Annotated in this window: 15 protein-coding genes; 6 read left to right on the top strand and 9 right to left on the bottom strand. The window is 71.3% G+C overall.

What is annotated here, in order from left to right:
* Window positions 1-27: 27 nt before the first annotated feature.
* The 3 genes from rocD to ACFVYF_RS12735 all read right to left on the bottom strand — a co-directional run bounded on the left by rocD (window position 28) and on the right by ACFVYF_RS12735 (window position 2,709).
* Window positions 28-1,254: an ornithine--oxo-acid transaminase gene (rocD, locus tag ACFVYF_RS12725; protein WP_389454985.1), complete on the bottom strand. Its 1,227-nt coding sequence runs from the start codon at window positions 1,252-1,254 to the stop codon at window positions 28-30.
* Window positions 1,251-2,081 (bottom strand): dimethylargininase, encoded by an 831-nt coding sequence (gene ddaH, locus ACFVYF_RS12730; RefSeq protein ID WP_389454987.1) that lies wholly within the window; start codon window positions 2,079-2,081, stop codon window positions 1,251-1,253. The genes rocD and ddaH overlap by 4 nt, the downstream gene beginning before the upstream one ends.
* A 124-nt stretch (window positions 2,082-2,205) precedes the next feature.
* Entirely contained in the window at window positions 2,206-2,709 is a 504-nt protein-coding gene (locus ACFVYF_RS12735; protein WP_389454989.1) for an Lrp/AsnC family transcriptional regulator, read from the bottom strand.
* Window positions 2,710-2,833: 124 nt separating this feature from the next.
* Here ACFVYF_RS12735 and ACFVYF_RS12740 point away from each other — a divergent pair, with 124 nt between their 5' ends.
* The 4 genes from ACFVYF_RS12740 (at window position 2,834) to ACFVYF_RS12755 (ending at window position 7,033) form a co-directional block, all read left to right on the top strand.
* A complete protein-coding gene (locus ACFVYF_RS12740) occupies window positions 2,834-3,589 on the top strand; it encodes a LytR/AlgR family response regulator transcription factor (protein ID WP_383276512.1) in 756 nt (251 codons plus the stop codon).
* Between the two features lie 10 nt (window positions 3,590-3,599).
* Complete coding sequence (locus ACFVYF_RS12745) at window positions 3,600-3,959, top strand: hypothetical protein (protein ID WP_389454991.1); 360 nt, start codon at window positions 3,600-3,602, stop codon at window positions 3,957-3,959.
* Window positions 3,960-3,993: 34 nt separating this feature from the next.
* On the top strand, window positions 3,994-5,736 hold the full coding sequence (locus tag ACFVYF_RS12750) for a cation acetate symporter (RefSeq protein ID WP_389454993.1): 1,743 nt from the start codon (window positions 3,994-3,996) through the stop codon (window positions 5,734-5,736).
* A gap of 91 nt (window positions 5,737-5,827) precedes the next feature.
* Window positions 5,828-7,033 (top strand): histidine kinase, encoded by a 1,206-nt coding sequence (locus ACFVYF_RS12755; RefSeq protein WP_389454995.1) that lies wholly within the window; start codon window positions 5,828-5,830, stop codon window positions 7,031-7,033.
* Window positions 7,034-7,057: 24 nt separating this feature from the next.
* Here the strand turns inward: ACFVYF_RS12755 and ACFVYF_RS12760 are convergent, their stop codons facing one another.
* The 5 genes from ACFVYF_RS12760 to ACFVYF_RS12780 all read right to left on the bottom strand — a co-directional run bounded on the left by ACFVYF_RS12760 (window position 7,058) and on the right by ACFVYF_RS12780 (window position 11,724).
* Window positions 7,058-7,216, bottom strand: a complete 159-nt coding sequence (locus ACFVYF_RS12760; protein WP_383276009.1) for a hypothetical protein — start codon at window positions 7,214-7,216, stop codon at window positions 7,058-7,060.
* Between the two features lie 150 nt (window positions 7,217-7,366).
* On the bottom strand, window positions 7,367-8,320 hold the full coding sequence (locus ACFVYF_RS12765; protein ID WP_389454997.1) for a cytochrome c oxidase assembly protein: 954 nt from the start codon (window positions 8,318-8,320) through the stop codon (window positions 7,367-7,369).
* 180 nt (window positions 8,321-8,500) lie between these two features.
* Entirely contained in the window at window positions 8,501-9,526 is a 1,026-nt protein-coding gene (locus tag ACFVYF_RS12770) for a 6-phosphofructokinase (RefSeq protein ID WP_389454999.1), read from the bottom strand.
* Window positions 9,527-9,728: 202 nt separating this feature from the next.
* A complete protein-coding gene (locus ACFVYF_RS12775) occupies window positions 9,729-10,457 on the bottom strand; it encodes a type 1 glutamine amidotransferase (protein ID WP_383276000.1) in 729 nt (242 codons plus the stop codon).
* Between the two features lie 28 nt (window positions 10,458-10,485).
* The gene (locus ACFVYF_RS12780; RefSeq protein WP_389455001.1) at window positions 10,486-11,724 is read right to left on the bottom strand and encodes a MurT ligase domain-containing protein; all 1,239 of its coding nucleotides are present in this window, start codon (window positions 11,722-11,724) and stop codon (window positions 10,486-10,488) included.
* A 153-nt stretch (window positions 11,725-11,877) separates the two neighbouring features.
* Here ACFVYF_RS12780 and def point away from each other — a divergent pair, with 153 nt between their 5' ends.
* Complete coding sequence (gene def, locus ACFVYF_RS12785; RefSeq protein WP_389455003.1) at window positions 11,878-12,417, top strand: peptide deformylase; 540 nt, start codon at window positions 11,878-11,880, stop codon at window positions 12,415-12,417.
* Between the two features lie 100 nt (window positions 12,418-12,517).
* On the opposite strand, the gene ACFVYF_RS12790 is transcribed toward def, so the two are convergent.
* A complete protein-coding gene (locus ACFVYF_RS12790) occupies window positions 12,518-13,162 on the bottom strand; it encodes a TetR family transcriptional regulator (RefSeq protein ID WP_389455005.1) in 645 nt (214 codons plus the stop codon).
* A gap of 169 nt (window positions 13,163-13,331) precedes the next feature.
* Between ACFVYF_RS12790 and ACFVYF_RS12795 the strand changes: the two genes are divergently transcribed.
* Complete coding sequence (locus tag ACFVYF_RS12795; RefSeq protein WP_389455007.1) at window positions 13,332-14,561, top strand: acyl-CoA dehydrogenase family protein; 1,230 nt, start codon at window positions 13,332-13,334, stop codon at window positions 14,559-14,561.
* The last annotated feature ends 24 nt before the right edge of the window (window positions 14,562-14,585 follow it).

Consider the following 14,585-nt stretch of genomic DNA (forward strand, 5'->3'; position numbering starts at 1 on the left):
TCACGCTCTGTCGCCGGATGGCCGGTATCAGACCTCTTGCGCCAGCACCTTCTCCAGCGATCCGAGAGCCGACCGGAGTTCCTCGCCGGTGATGGTCAGCGGAGGCGCGAGGCGGATGGTGGACCCGTGCGTGTCCTTGACCAGAACCCCTTCCCGCATGAGGCGTTCGCTGATCTCACGGCCTGTGCCGATGGCGGGGTCGATGTCCACGCCCGCCCACAGCCCGCGCGAACGGAAGCCGAGGACGCCCCGGCCCACGAGCGCCTCCAGACCGCCCCTGAGGACCACGCCCAGTTCGGCGGCCCTGCGCTGGAATTCACCCGTCTCCAGCAGTTCCACCACGGCCGAGCCGACCGCGGCCGACAGCGGGTTGCCGCCGAACGTCGACCCGTGCTCGCCGGGCCTGAGCACCCCGAGCACGTCACGGCGGGCGACCACAGCGGACACCGGCACGATGCCGCCGCCGAGCGCCTTGCCGAGCAGCACCATGTCCGGGACGACGCCCTCGTGGTCGACGGCCAGCGTGCCGCCCGTGCGCCCGAGTCCCGACTGGATCTCGTCCGCGATGAACAGACACCCGGCGCGCCGGGTCAGCTCGCGCACGCCGGCCAGATAGCCGTCGTCCGGGATCACCACGCCCGCCTCGCCCTGGATGGGCTCGATGAGCACGGCCGCCGTCGTCTCGTCGACGGCCGCTTCGAGGGCCGCGAGGTCGTTGTACGGGACCACGCGGAAGCCCGGCGTGAACGGGCCGAAGCCAGCGCGGGCGCTCTCGTCCGTGGAGAAGCTGACGATGGTGGTCGTGCGGCCGTGGAAGTTGTCGGCGGCGACCACGATCGTCGCCCGGTCGGCCGGCACGCCCTTCACCTCGTACGCCCATTTGCGGGCCACCTTGATGGCGCTCTCCACCGCCTCGGCGCCGGTGTTCATCGGCAGCACCATGTCCTGGCCCGTCAACGCGGCCAGCGACTCCGCGAACCGGGCGAGCTGGTCGTTGTGGAACGCGCGCGAGGTGAGGGTCAGCCGGTCGAGCTGGCGGTGCGCGGCCTCGACCAGGGCCGGGTGGCGGTGGCCGAAGTTGAGGGCCGAGTACCCGGCCAGCATGTCGAGGTAGCGGCGCCCCTCGACGTCCTCGACCCAGGTGCCCTCGGCGCGGGCCACGACCACGGGCAGCGGGTGGTAGTTGTGGGCGAGGACGGGAGCTTCGGCGCGGATGACGTCATCGGAGGTACGCGTACGGGCGGGAGCGGTCATGAGCGGATCTCCTGAGTGCAGCACTTGATGCCGCCGCCGGCCTTGTGGAACTCCGACAGGTCGACGGGGACGGGAACGTAGCCGTGGCGCACGAGCCGGCCGGCGAGGGCCTCGGCCCGCGGTGAGATGAAGACGTGATGGCCGTCGGAGACGGAGTTGAGGCCGAACGCCATGGCGTCCTCGTGGGTGGCGATCACCGCGTCCGGGAAGAGCCGGTCCAGCGCCTCGCGGCTGCCGGGCGAGAACGCCTCCGGGTAGTACGCGATGTTGGCCTCGTGGCCGCCGCTGCCGTCCTCGAGCACGAACAGCGCGGTGTCCAGGTGGTAGAAGCGCGGATCCATCAGCTGGAGGCTGATCACCGGGACGCCGAAGAACTCCTGCACCTCGCGATGCGCCTCGCGGGTCGTGCGGAAGCCGGTGCCGGCCAGGACGAACCGGCCCACCGGGACCAGGTCGCCCTCGCCCTCACACACCGACTCGGGGCGGTGGACGTCGAATCCGGCCGCCTTGAACCACGTCTCGTACGCGGTGGACTCGGGGCGGCGCTGCGGGGCGTGGAAGAGCGAACCGAAGACGCGGCCCGCGAGGACGAGCGCGGAGTTCGCGGCGAACACCATGTCCGGGAGGCCGGTGACCGGCTCGACGGAGTCGACGCTGTGGCCGTGGGCGCGATAGGCGCTGATCAGCGCCCGCCACTGGCCGTGGGCGAGATCGACGTCCACCTGCGCGTCGGGATGCATCCAGGGGTTGATCGCGTACTGCACGGCGAAGTGTCTGGGTTCGCAGACAAGAAAGCGCCGGGGGCGCGGCACACGGCTGTCGGGCACAGAGTGGCTCCTCCGCTTCCTGCGGTGTCGGGTGGGGTGTGCCTCCAAGGTAAGAAAAGGGGGAGACGTCCGACAAGCGACGAGAGCTGCGCGTGTGCGCATGATTGCTGCGTGTTCGGAGCTGTCAGCGCATGGTTCCTGCGTCATCCGGGGCCGCGTGCGTCGCCCCCGCCTCCGGAGCCTCCGGCAGCAGATGGGACAGCACCATGTAGCTGATCGTCTTCCGGATGAACGGCTCGGTGCGGATCCGCTCCAGCACCTCCTCGAAGTGGTCCACATCGGTCGCCCGCACATGCAGCAGCGCGTCGGCGCCGCCGGTCACCGTCATCGCCGCCGTGATCTCCGGGTGGTTGCGGACCACCTCCGCGAGCCGCCGGGGCGGCGCGGCGCCCTCGCAGTACACCTCCACATACGCCTCGGTGCGCCAGCCGAGCGCCGTCGGCTTCACCGTGGCCGTGAAGCCCGTGATCACGCCGGTCTCGCGCAACCGGTCGACCCGGCGTTTGACGGCCGTGGCCGACAGACCGATCGTGGCGCCGATCTCCGCGAAGCTGGTCCTGGCGTTCGCCATCAGCTCCGTGATGATCTTGCGGTCGAGGTCGTCGAACACGGCGGGCTTGCTGTTCATGGCGGCACTGTATCCAGCGAGCCGTCCCGGTCCGGCCGCGCGGAGGCGTCCCCGGCGCGTGCCGCGGCAGCGTCGGCGCCCCGCGCATGTCCAGACGTAGGAAATGCTCTTACACTCCACCTTCATGCTGCGCGCGCTCGCCGTCGACGACGAACAACCCTCCCTCGAGGAGCTCCTCTATCTGCTGAACGCCGATCCACGGGTCAGCAGTGCCGAGGGCGCGAGCGGTGCGACCGAGGCGCTGCGCCGGATCAACCGGGCGCTGGAGTCGGGCCCCGGCGGACCCGAGGCGATCGACGTCGTCTTCCTCGACATCCAGATGCCCGGGCTCGACGGCCTCGACATGGCCCGGCTGCTCACCGGGTTCGCGAAGCCGCCGCTCGTCGTGTTCGTCACCGCCCACGAGGGCTTCGCCGTGCAGGCCTTCGACCTCAAGGCCGTCGACTACGTACTGAAACCGGTCCGCAGGGAGCGCCTCGCCGAGGCCGTGCGCCGGGCCGCCCAGCTCATGGACACCGCCCCGCTGATACCGGTGCACGAGCCCGACCCGGACCACATCTCCGTCGAACTCGGCGGAGTCACCCGCTTCGTGGCCGTCGAGGAGATCACCCACGTCGAAGCCCACGGCGATTACGCGCGCCTGCACACCGCCCAGGGCAACCATCTCGTCCGCATCCCGCTGTCCACCCTGGAGGACCGCTGGCGCTCCCGCGGCTTCGTGCGCATCCACCGGCGCCATCTCGTCGCGCTGCGCCACATCGACGAACTCCGGCTGGACGCGGGCACGGTGAGCGTCCTGATCGATTCCGTCGAGCTCCAGGTCAGCCGCCGGCACACCCGCGAACTGCGCGATCTGCTGCTGCGCCGGACCACGAGCTGAGGAGGACCGAGTGCCGCAGGATCCGACCGAACGCCGGGTGGTCGTCACCGGGATACCCCGGCGCACCCGCAGGACGTCCGGCCGCTACCGCCCCAGGACCGAGATCGACGAACAGACCACGCTCGGCCACACCTACGTCCGCTCCCTGATGCGCAGCCAGCTGCGGGCCGGCCTCACCGTGTTCGCCGTGCTGGTGCTGCTCGTCGGCCCGCTGCCCCTCGTCTTCGCCTGGATGCCCGACGGCGCGAGCCTGGAGTGGGCCGTCCTCGGCTTCTGCCTCTACCCGCCCCTGGTGCTGCTGGCCGCCTGGTACGTGCGCCGCGCGGAACGCAACGAGAAGGACTTCGTACGGCTGGTGGAGGACCGGTGAGACACCCCGGGGGTGCCGGGGCGGGAGCCGCCCGGTGAACCAGACGTACGCCGTGCCCGCGGTCGCCCTGGTCGTCGTGGCGACCGTCCTGGTCGGCGCGTTCGGCCTGCGCATATCCCGGACCACCTCCGACTTCTACGTGGCCTCGCGCACGGTGGGCCCACGCCTCAACGCGGCCGCCATCAGCGGCGAGTACCTGTCCGCGGCCTCCTTCCTCGGCATCGCGGGCCTCGTCCTGGTCCAGGGCCCCGACATGCTCTGGTACCCCGTCGGCTACACCGCGGGCTACCTCGTGCTGCTCCTGTTCGTGGCCGCCCCGCTGCGCCGCTCCGGGGCCTATACGCTGCCCGACTTCGCGGAGGCCCGGCTCGCCTCGCAGGGGGTCAGGCGCCTGGCCGGCGCCTTCGTCGTGGGCGTCGGCTGGCTCTATCTGCTGCCGCAACTGCAAGGCGCGGGGCTGACCCTGGCCGTGCTGACCGACGCGCCCGACTGGTTCGGCGGGGTGCTCGTCGCGATCGTGGTGGTCGCGACCGTCGCCGCGGGCGGCATGCGCAGCATCACCTTCGTGCAGGCCTTCCAGTACTGGCTGAAGCTCACCGCCCTGCTGGTCCCCGCGCTGTTCCTGTTCCTGGCCTGGCAGGGCGACGGAGCGCCGCGCCACGCCTTCGACGAACCGGCCACCTTCCGCGAGCAGCGGGTCGTCCGCGTCGACGACACCCTCGACCTGAAACTCGACGGACCGCTGCAGGTCACGGCGACGGGCACGGTCGACGGCCGGCGCTACACCCGGGAGCGCGTACGGCTCCCCGCAGGCGTCCACCACATCGGGCGCGGCACCCGGCTGACCTTCGCCGGGGGCGACCCGGTCCCGGTGGCCGACCGCCGCCGCACCGGCGGGATGTCGACCTCCCTGGCCGCCGGCCGCGAGGAACGCCCGCTCTACGCCACGTACGGGCTGATCCTCGCCACCTTCCTCGGCACGATGGGCCTCCCGCACGTCGTCGTCCGCTTCTACACCAGCCCGCACGGGGTCGCCGCCCGCCGCACCACCGTCGCGGTACTCGGTCTGATCGGCGCCTTCTACCTCCTGCCGCCGGTGTACGGGGCACTGGGCCGGCTGTACGCCCCCGAACTCACCCTCAGCGGGGACGCGGACGCGGCCGTACTGCTGCTGCCCGACCGGATGATCGGCGGGGTCGGCGCGGATCTGCTCGGCGCGCTGGTGGCGGGCGGGGCGTTCGCCGCGTTCCTGTCCACGGCGTCCGGGCTGACCATGGCGGTGGCCGGTGTGCTCACGCAGGACGTGCTGCCCTCGCGCGGGGTCCGGCACTTCCGCCTGGGCACCGCGCTCGCGATGGCCGTGCCGCTGGCCGCGAGCGTGCTGGTGGGCGGGCTGCCCGTCGCCGACGCCGTGGGACTCGCCTTCGCCGTGTCCGCGTCGTCCTTCTGCCCGCTGCTCGTCCTCGGGATCTGGTGGCGCCGGCTGACCCCGCCGGGCGCGGCGGCCGGGATGCTGGTCGGCGGCGGCGCGGCCTTCGTCGCGGTCGCCGCGACGATGGCCGGATACCCGGGCACCGGCACCCTGCACGCGCTGCTCGCCTGGCCCGCCCTGTGGTCCGTGCCGCTCGGCTTCCTCACCATGATGCTGGTGTCCCTGGCCACCCCGGGCCGGGTGCCGCCGGGGACGGCGGCGATCCTGGCACGGTTCCATCTGCCCGAAGAGCTCTCCGAGGGCCAGCGGCGCGCGGCCGTGCACCCGAAGGAGGTCGAGGCGTGAAGGGCATCGCGTGGCGAGGGGACGCAGTGGGCGGACCGCGGCGGGAGACGCCCGTCCCCGGCCCGCGGCAGGGACGGGGCGAGGTGACGGCATGAGCGGATTCCTCGCCGGACTGTGCGTCGCCGTACTTCCGCTGCTGGCCGCCGGCTTCTGGCTCGGCCGGCGCACCGCCCGGCCCGAGACCCTCGGCGGCCTCGGTACCCCCGTCGAGCACGCCACCTTCGAGACCCTGCACACCGCCTCGCTCGCGGCACCCCCGCTGCGCGCGGGGCTCACCGGGGAGACGGCGCGGAAGTCGGCGCGTCGGCTGCGGACCCTGCTCGGCACGGACGCGCTCTGTCTCACCGACCAGGAGACGGTGCTCGCCTGGGACGGAGTGGGGGAGCACCATCGCGCCGAGATCATGGAGCGGCTCGCCGGACCGCTGGAGACCGGCCGCGGCGAGGCCTTCCGGCTGACGTGCGACACACCGGACTGCGCGCTGCGGTGGGCCGTCGTCGCCCCGCTCACGGTCGACGACCGGGTGCACGGAGCGCTCGTGGCCTGCGCGCCCCGCGAGTCCGCCGTCCTCGTACGGGCCGCCGGTGAAGTCGCCCGCTGGGTCTCGGTCCAGCTGGAACTCGCCGACCTCGACCAGTCCCGTACCCGTCTGATCGAGGCGGAGATCAAGGCCCTGCGCGCCCAGATATCCCCGCACTTCATCTTCAACTCGCTGGCCGTCATCGCCTCGTTCGTGCGCACCGACCCGGAGCGGGCCCGCGAACTGCTCCTGGAATTCGCCGACTTCACCCGCTACTCGTTCCGCCGGCACGGCGACTTCACCACCCTCGCCGAAGAACTGCACGCCATCGACCACTACTTGGCGCTGGTGCGGGCCCGGTTCGGCGACCGGCTCTCGGTCACCCTGCAGATCGCCCCCGAAGTACTGCCGGTCGCGCTGCCCTTCCTCTGTCTCCAGCCGCTGGTGGAGAACGCCGTGAAGCACGGTCTGGAGGGCAGGACCGACAAGAGTCACATCAGCATCACCGCGCGGGACTCCGGGGCCGAGGCGCTCGTCGTCATCGAGGACGACGGCGCCGGAATGGACCCCGGCCTGCTGCGCCGCATCCTGTCCGGGGAGGTCAGCCCGTCGGGCGGGATCGGTCTCTCCAACGTCGACGAACGGCTGCGCCAGGTGTACGGGGACGACCACGGCCTCGTCATCGAGACCGCGGTGGGAGCGGGCATGAGGATCACGGCCCGGCTGCCGAAGTACCAGCCCGGCGTGCACTCGGCGGGACGGCTGCCCCGGGAGTGACCCCGGGGCAGCCGGATTCCGCTGTCAGGTGCTGCGGGTAGCCACCATTCCCAGAGTGATCAGACCGAGCACGACCCAGCCGAACCACAGCCAGCCGTTGCTTCCGAGCGCCACCGTGTAGGCCGTCACCACGACGAGCCCACCTACGGTGAGCACCCCCATGGTCTTCGTAGAACCGGGCATCGCAACACCCTCCTCATGGTCCGTCCCTCTCCATGGTGCCCCGGTTCTGCTTCCGAGCGGTGCACACGGCGAAATGAGTGCCGGGGATCCCTGGCCCGCGGGGCGTCCACGATCCCGCTCAGTGGCGGGTTTCAGGGGCCGGCGGACGGCTCAGCGGCCGCGCGCGTCGAGGGAGGCCAGATAGGCGTTGTACGCCGCGAGCTCCTTGTCGCCGTCGCGGTCCGCGGCCCGGTCCGTGCGGCGGGCCTGCCGCTGCTCGGAGCCGTACCACTGGAAGAGCAGGGCGAGGAGCACCAGGACGGAGGGGATCTCGCTGAAGGCCCAGGCGATGCCGCCCGCGGCGTTCTGGTCGGCGAGCGCGTCGATGCCGAGCGAGGCGGGCGGGTTCTTGTACGTCTGCACCATCGGCTCCGACGCCATCATCAGCGCGATCCCGAAGAAGGCGTGGAAGGGCATGCCGGCGAACAGCTCCAGCATCCGCAGCAGATAGCCGGGCCGGTGCGGGCCCGGGTCCACGCCCATGATCGGCCAGAAGAAGACCAGGCCGACGGCGAGGAAGTGGCACATCATCGCCACATGCCCGGTCTTCGAGCCCATCAGGAAGTCGAAGACCGGCGAGAAGTACAGCGCGTACAGGCTGGCGATGAACAGCGGAATGGTGAACGCCGGGTGCGTGATGACCCGCATGAACCGGCTGTGCAGGAACATCAGCAGCAGCTCGCGCGGACCCTTGTTGCCCCGGGTGCGGGCCACCGGCAGCGCGCGCAGCGCCAGCGTGATCGGCGCCCCCAGCAGGATCAGGATCGGCGACAGCATGCTGATCACCATGTGCTGCACCATGTGCACGCTGAACATGACCATGCCGTAGTCGTTCAGCCGGGTGCACATGACCAGCATCACGGTCAGGACGCCGATCACGAAGGACACGGCCCGGCCGGCCGACCACTTGTCACCGCGTCGCGCCAGCCGCACCACACCCCAGCCGTACAGACCGAGTCCCACCAGACAGGCGACGAGGAAGAACGGGTCCGGGGACCACTCGAGCCCCCGCCCCAGCGTGAACGGCGGCAGATCCATGGTCATGCCGTGCCCGCTGTGATCCATCCGCCGGCTCCTGATTCGTACGGGTTGTGCGCTGTCTGTCCGCACCAGAGTAGAACCGCCCCCGGCCGCTGTTTCGACCGGGGGCGGTACAACGCGCCGGTAAGGGGCGCGGGGCTGTGACAGGGCGCGGCTACGCCGCGTGGGCGCGACTCACCACGGCGAACAGGCGGTAGCCGATCCTCAGAGCACGCACTCCGCTTCGGCGTACCGCTCGTCCGGAACGGTCTTCAGGGTCTCCACGGCCTGGGCCAGCGGCACCATCACGATGTCGGTCCCCTGGAGCGCGGTCATATGGCCGAACTCCCCGCGGTGCACCGCCTCCACCGCGTGCCACCCGAACCGCGTGGCGAGCACGCGGTCGTACGCGGTCGGGGTGCCGCCGCGCTGGACGTGCCCGAGGATCACCGGCCGCGCCTCCTTGCCGAGCCGCTCCTCCAGTTCGAGCGAGAGCTGCCGGGCGATACCCGCGAACCGCTCGTGCCCGTAGACGTCCTTGACACCCTCGTCGAACGCCATCGAGCCCTCGCGGGGCTTCGCGCCCTCGGCGGCGACGACGATCGCGAACCGCTTGCCTGCGGCGAAGCGTTCACCGACCTTCGCGGCCAACTCCTCGATGTCGAAGGGGCGTTCCGGTACGACGATGGCGTGGGCGCCGGCCGCCATTCCGGAGTGCAGGGCGATCCAGCCGGTGTGGCGGCCCATGACCTCCACGATCAGCACGCGCTGGTGGGACTCCGCGGTCGTCTTCAGCCGGTCCAGGGCCTCGGTCGCGACGCCGACGGCCGTGTCGAAACCGAAGGTCACGTCCGTGACGGCGATGTCGTTGTCGATGGTCTTCGGCACACCGACGATCGGCAGACCGTTGTCCGACAGGAGCCGGGCCGCCTTGAGCGTGCCCTCGCCGCCGATCGGGATGATCGCGTCGAGGCCGAGCTCCGCGAGATGGCCCCGGGCGCGTTCCACGCCGTCACGCAGATGCGCCGGCTGGACCCGGGAGGAGCCGAGCACCGTGCCGCCGCGCGCCAGGATGCCGCTCACCGCGTCGAGGTCGAGCTTGACGTAGTCGCACTCGAGCAGGCCCTTCCAGCCGTCGCGGAAGCCGATGACCTCGTCGCCGTGGTCCACGACGGCGCGATGCACGACGGACCGGATGACGGCGTTCAGACCGGGGCAGTCGCCGCCGGACGTGAGGACACCAATGCGCATAGCCCGAATTACCTTCTCAACGTGGGCCGGGGACCGGACCACGTTGTCCGGCAGGATCCCCGCCACCCTACCGGCGGAAGGGGGCGGAGCAGCACGGGGCGTCCGCCTGCTGGACGCCCCCGCACACGTGAGCGGAGGCGCTGTCAGACGGGCCCCGTCCGCGGTGGCCCAGGGGCCTCAGCGGAATCGTTTCCCGGCCAGGTCAGGCGGGCTGCTGCGCCGCCGCGATGCGCTCGGAGCGCAGCGCCTCGTACCAGCGGTCGTCGATCGGCGGCAGCGCGTTCACGTCCAGGGCGAGCTTCAGCAGCAGGTCCGCGATCTGCGGATTGCGGGCCAGCACGGGACCGTGCATGTACGTGCCGAAGACGGTGTCGTTGTACGCGCCCTCGGTGCCGTCGCCCGTGCCGTTGCCCTTGCCCAGCCGCACGTTGGCGAACGGCCGGGCGGTCGGGCCGAGGTGGGTGATGCCCTGGTGGTTCTCGAAGCCGGTCAGCGGGGGCAGGCCCAGGCGGGCGTCGATGTCACCGAGCACGTCTCCGACGCACCGCTCGCCCTCGCCGCGCGTGGAGATCACGTCGAGCAGGCCGAGGCCCGGCTCGCGCTGGCCGAGGTCGTTGATGAACTCGTGGCCGAGGATCTGGTAGCCGGCGCAGACCGAGAAGACGATCGCGCCGTTGCCGACCGCCCGGTGCAGTCCGCCGTCGCGGCGCAGCCGCTCGGCCGCGAGCCGCTGCGGCCGGTCCTCGCCGCCGCCGATCAGATAGATGTCGCCGGAGGTGGGGATCGGCTGGTCACTGCGCACGTCGAGCCGGGCGACGTCGAGGCCGCGCTGGCGGGCCCGCCGCTCCACGACGAGGGCGTTGCCCTGGTCGCCGTAGGTGCTCAGCAGGTCCGGGTAGATCCACACCAGACGCAGGCTGTTGTCACTCATCGATGATCGTCCTCTGAGTCCTTGGTGGTCAGTTGCCGACACGGCGGCGCAGGTCCTGGAACGCGGTGTAGTTGGCGATGACCTCGATCCGCCCCGGCGGTGCCTGCTGGACGGCCTGGTCGAGGTTCTCGCAGACCTGGAACGACTGGTTCGCGACCTCCAGACGTACGGCGAGGTCCAGCTTGCGGTCGCCGACGACGAAGATCGGGTGGCCGGTCAGCCGCGTGTAGTCGACGTCCCAGAGCCAGGAGGTGTCGGTGCCGTCCGCGCCGCGCGCGTTCACCGAGAGGATCACCGGCGTCGGCGGCGGGTCGATCAGCGAGAACGTCTCCAGCCAGCCGGCCGGGTTCTTGGCGAGCAGCAGCCGCAGGTCGCGCTGCATGAACTGCACCACGTCATAGCGGCCGGCGACCGCCTGCACCTGGTACATCCGTTCCAGGGCGACCTGCGGCGGTACGCCGAAGACGGCGGCGACGGCGGCCGAGGAGGCGGCGTTCGCCTTGTTGGCGCGGCCCGGCAGCTGGAGGTGGATCGGCCAGCTCGATCCGTGCGGGTCGATGACGTAGTCGCCGGACAGCGCCCAGCTGGGCGTCGGACGGCGGAAGCCGCACTCGCCGCAGAACCAGTCGTCGCCGGGGCGCTGCATCACACCGCCGCAGGACGGGCAGGACCAGGCGTCGTCCTTCCACATCTGGCCGGCGGCCACCCACACCACGTTCGGTGAGGAGGACGCGGCCCACACGACCAGCGGGTCGTCCGCGTTGGCGATCACGACGGCCTTGGACCCGGCCAGCCCCTCGCGCCAGTGCTCGGCGAGCATGCGGGTCTCGGCCGCGCGGTCGAGCTGGTCGCGGGAGAGGTTGAGGAGCGCGATGCACTTCGGGTCGGTGTCACGCGCAACACCGGCCAGGTACTTCTCGTCGACCTCGATGACCGCGAACTTGGCGTCCGAGCCGCCGGCCAGGGCAGAAGTGATGCCCGCGGGCATGTTGGCGCCCAGCGCGTTCGAGACGACCACGCCCGCGGCGCGCAGCGCCTCCGCGATGAGCCGCGTGGTGGTGGTCTTGCCGTTGGTGGCCGACACCAGGATCACGTCCAGGTGTGTGGCGAGCCGGGCCAGTAGATCGGGGTCGAGCCTGAGCGCCACCCGGCCGCCGATCACCGATCCGCTGCCGCGTCCGGCGGCACGCGAGACGGCAGCTGCCGCCTTGCCCGCCGTCACGGCCAGCTTGGCCCGCGGTGTCAGCGGGTCCGAGTTGCCTGACATCGTGTCCGATCCTCCTTGCGTACGCGCCGCGCCTCTGCCCCCGGCACCGTGTGGGCCTCAGCCTATCGAGATCCACTCACGTGCCCGAATCGCGGCACCACCACGGTGCCCGCGCGACGTTCGCGCGCTCATGAGGACCGTACCCTTGCCGCCATGCGACAAGGCCCCATCCCGGGCGTCCGCGGACGCGTCCGGCCCATCACCCTGCTCGGGGACCCCGTACTGCACGCGCCGTGCGCGGAGGTCACCGACTTCGGTCCCCAACTGGCCCGGCTCGTCGAGGACATGTTCGCGACGATGTACGCCGCCCAGGGCGTCGGCCTCGCCGCGAACCAGGTCGGCGAGCCGCTGCGGGTCTTCGTCTACGACTGCCCGGACGACGAGGACGTGCGCCATCTGGGACATGTGGTGAACCCACGGCTCGTGGCAGCGGACGGTGTGGTGCTGCGCGGCCCGGAGGGCTGTCTGTCGCTGCCGGGTCTGGAGGCGGGCACCGAGCGGTACGACCACGCGGTCGTCGAGGGCTTCACGGTGACCGGGGAGCCGGTCACGGTGCACGGCACGGGCTGGTTCGCCCGGTGCCTGCAGCACGAATGCGACCACCTCGAGGGCGGGTTGTACGTGGACCGGCTGAGCGGCCGGCGCCACCGCCGGGTCATGCGGCAGGCGGCGCGGGCGCCCTGGGGCCGCTGAGCACCGGGTCCCGTACTGCCGGCGCGGGCGCCTTGGGGCCGCTGTGCGCCGGATCCCGTACAGCCGGCCGGCCGAGTCCCGGCGGGGAGCTCGCACCAGGTCAGAAGCCCGGGCCGCCCACCTTGTCGCCGGCCGCGGCCAGCCGCCCCCACAGCAGGTCCGCGAGACTGCGCACCAACTCGGCGCGTGAGCAAGGCTGTTCGCCCAGCCACCAGTCGCCGGCCGCGTGCATCATGCCGACGATCCCGTGCCCCCACACCCGTGCGAGCTGCTGGCTGCCCGGGCCGAGGTCGACGCGTTCCTCGATGACCTCGGCGAGTTCCTCGCCCATGCGGCGCAGCAGGGGAGCGGAGTGCTTGCCGACGTCGAAACCGTGGTCGCCCGACGAGGCGCCCTCCGCCGGATGCATCAGGAACCGGTACACCTGCGGGCGGGCCTCGATGGCCGCCAGATAGGTGTCGAGGGTGGCCTCGACGCGCTCACGTCGTTCGGCGGGCGCGTCCAGGGCCGCCCGCAGCGAAGCGAGGAGTGCGTCGGTGTGCCGGGTGGCGAGCGCGGCGTAGAGTCCGCCCTTGTCGCCGAAGTGGCGGTAGAGGATCGGTTTGGTGATGCCCGCTTCCGCGGCGATGGCGTTCATCGACGCGCCTGGTCCGTCGCGGAGCACCACCCGGTCGGCGGCCTCCAGCAGCTCGCGCCGGCGGCGGTCGGCGGACCTCTGCTGGTCGGTCCGCTGTGTGGTCTCCATGTGTTCTCCCCACCCGTGCTGAATCGGTGACGCCTGCGCAAACTAACACTCACGGGCACCCTGGTATCGAACGGGCTGCCGAGCGGGGGCCGGGAGTTGACTTTTCCTACCCGTCGGTAACACACTCCTGTTACCGCAAGTAACACGCGAATGCAGCGCTGGAGGGGTCATGGCCGAGTTCACCATGGAACTCAACGACGAACAGAAGGAGGTCCGGGACTGGCTCCACGGTTTCGCCGCCGATGTGATCCGTCCCGCGGCCTCCGAATGGGACGAGCGTGAAGAGACGCCGTGGCCGGTCATCCAGGAGGCCGCCAAGGTCGGCATCTACTCCCTGGACTTCTACGCCCAGCAGTACTTCGACCCCACCGGCCTCGGTATCCCGATGGCCATGGAGGAGCTGTTCTGGGGCGACGCGGGCATCGCCCTGTCCATCGTCGGCACCGGCCTCGCCGCGGTGGGCGTCCTCGCCAACGGCACCGAGGAGCAGATCGGCACCTGGATCCCCCAGATGTACGGCGACGCCAACGATGTCAAGGTCGCCGCCTTCTGCTCCTCCGAGCCCGACGCCGGCTCCGACGTCGCCTCCATGCGCACCCGTGCCGTGTACGACGAGGCCAAGGACGAGTGGGTCCTCAACGGCACCAAGACCTGGGCGACCAACGGCGGCATCGCCAACGTCCACGTCGTCGTCGCGGTCGTCGACTCCGGACTGGGCTCCAAGGGCCACGCCTCTTTCATCGTGCCGCCGAACACGCCGGGCCTGTCCCAGGGCCAGAAGTTCAAGAAGCACGGCATCCGCGCCTCGCACACCGCCGAGGTCGTCCTGGAGAACGTGCGGATCCCCGGCTCCTGCCTCCTCGGCGGCAAGGAGAAGCTCGACGAGCGTCTCGCCCGGGCGCGCGAGCGCGCCAGGGCCGGTGGCGGCGAGCGCGTGAAGAACGCCGCCATGGCCACCTTCGAGGCGTCCCGACCGGCCGTCGGCGCCATGGCGGTCGGCACCGCCCGGGCCGCGTACGAGGTGGCTCTCGACTACGCGAAGACCCGCGAGCAGTTCGGCCGGCCGATCATCGACAACCAGGGCGTGGCCTTCCAGCTGGCCGACATGCGCACGTCGATCGACGCGGCGCGGCTGCTGGTGTGGCGGGCCTCCTGGATGGCGATCAACGGCAGGCCGTTCACCGCGGCCGAGGGCTCCATGTCGAAGCTGTTCGCCAGCGAGACCGCGAAGAAGGTCACCGCGCAGGCCATACAGATCCTCGGCGGCAACGGCTACACCCGGGAGTACCCGGTCGAGCGGATGCACCGCGATGCGGCCATCTACACGATTTTCGAGGGGACGAGTGAGGTGCAGCGACTGGTGATCGCGCGGACGCTGTCCGGGATGCCCATCCGCTAGAAGCCGCACGCGGGTCGGCCGCGG

The sequence above is a fragment of the Streptomyces sp. NPDC058274 genome (assembly GCF_042881375.1).
In the GTDB taxonomy this organism is placed as follows: domain Bacteria; phylum Actinomycetota; class Actinomycetes; order Streptomycetales; family Streptomycetaceae; genus Streptomyces.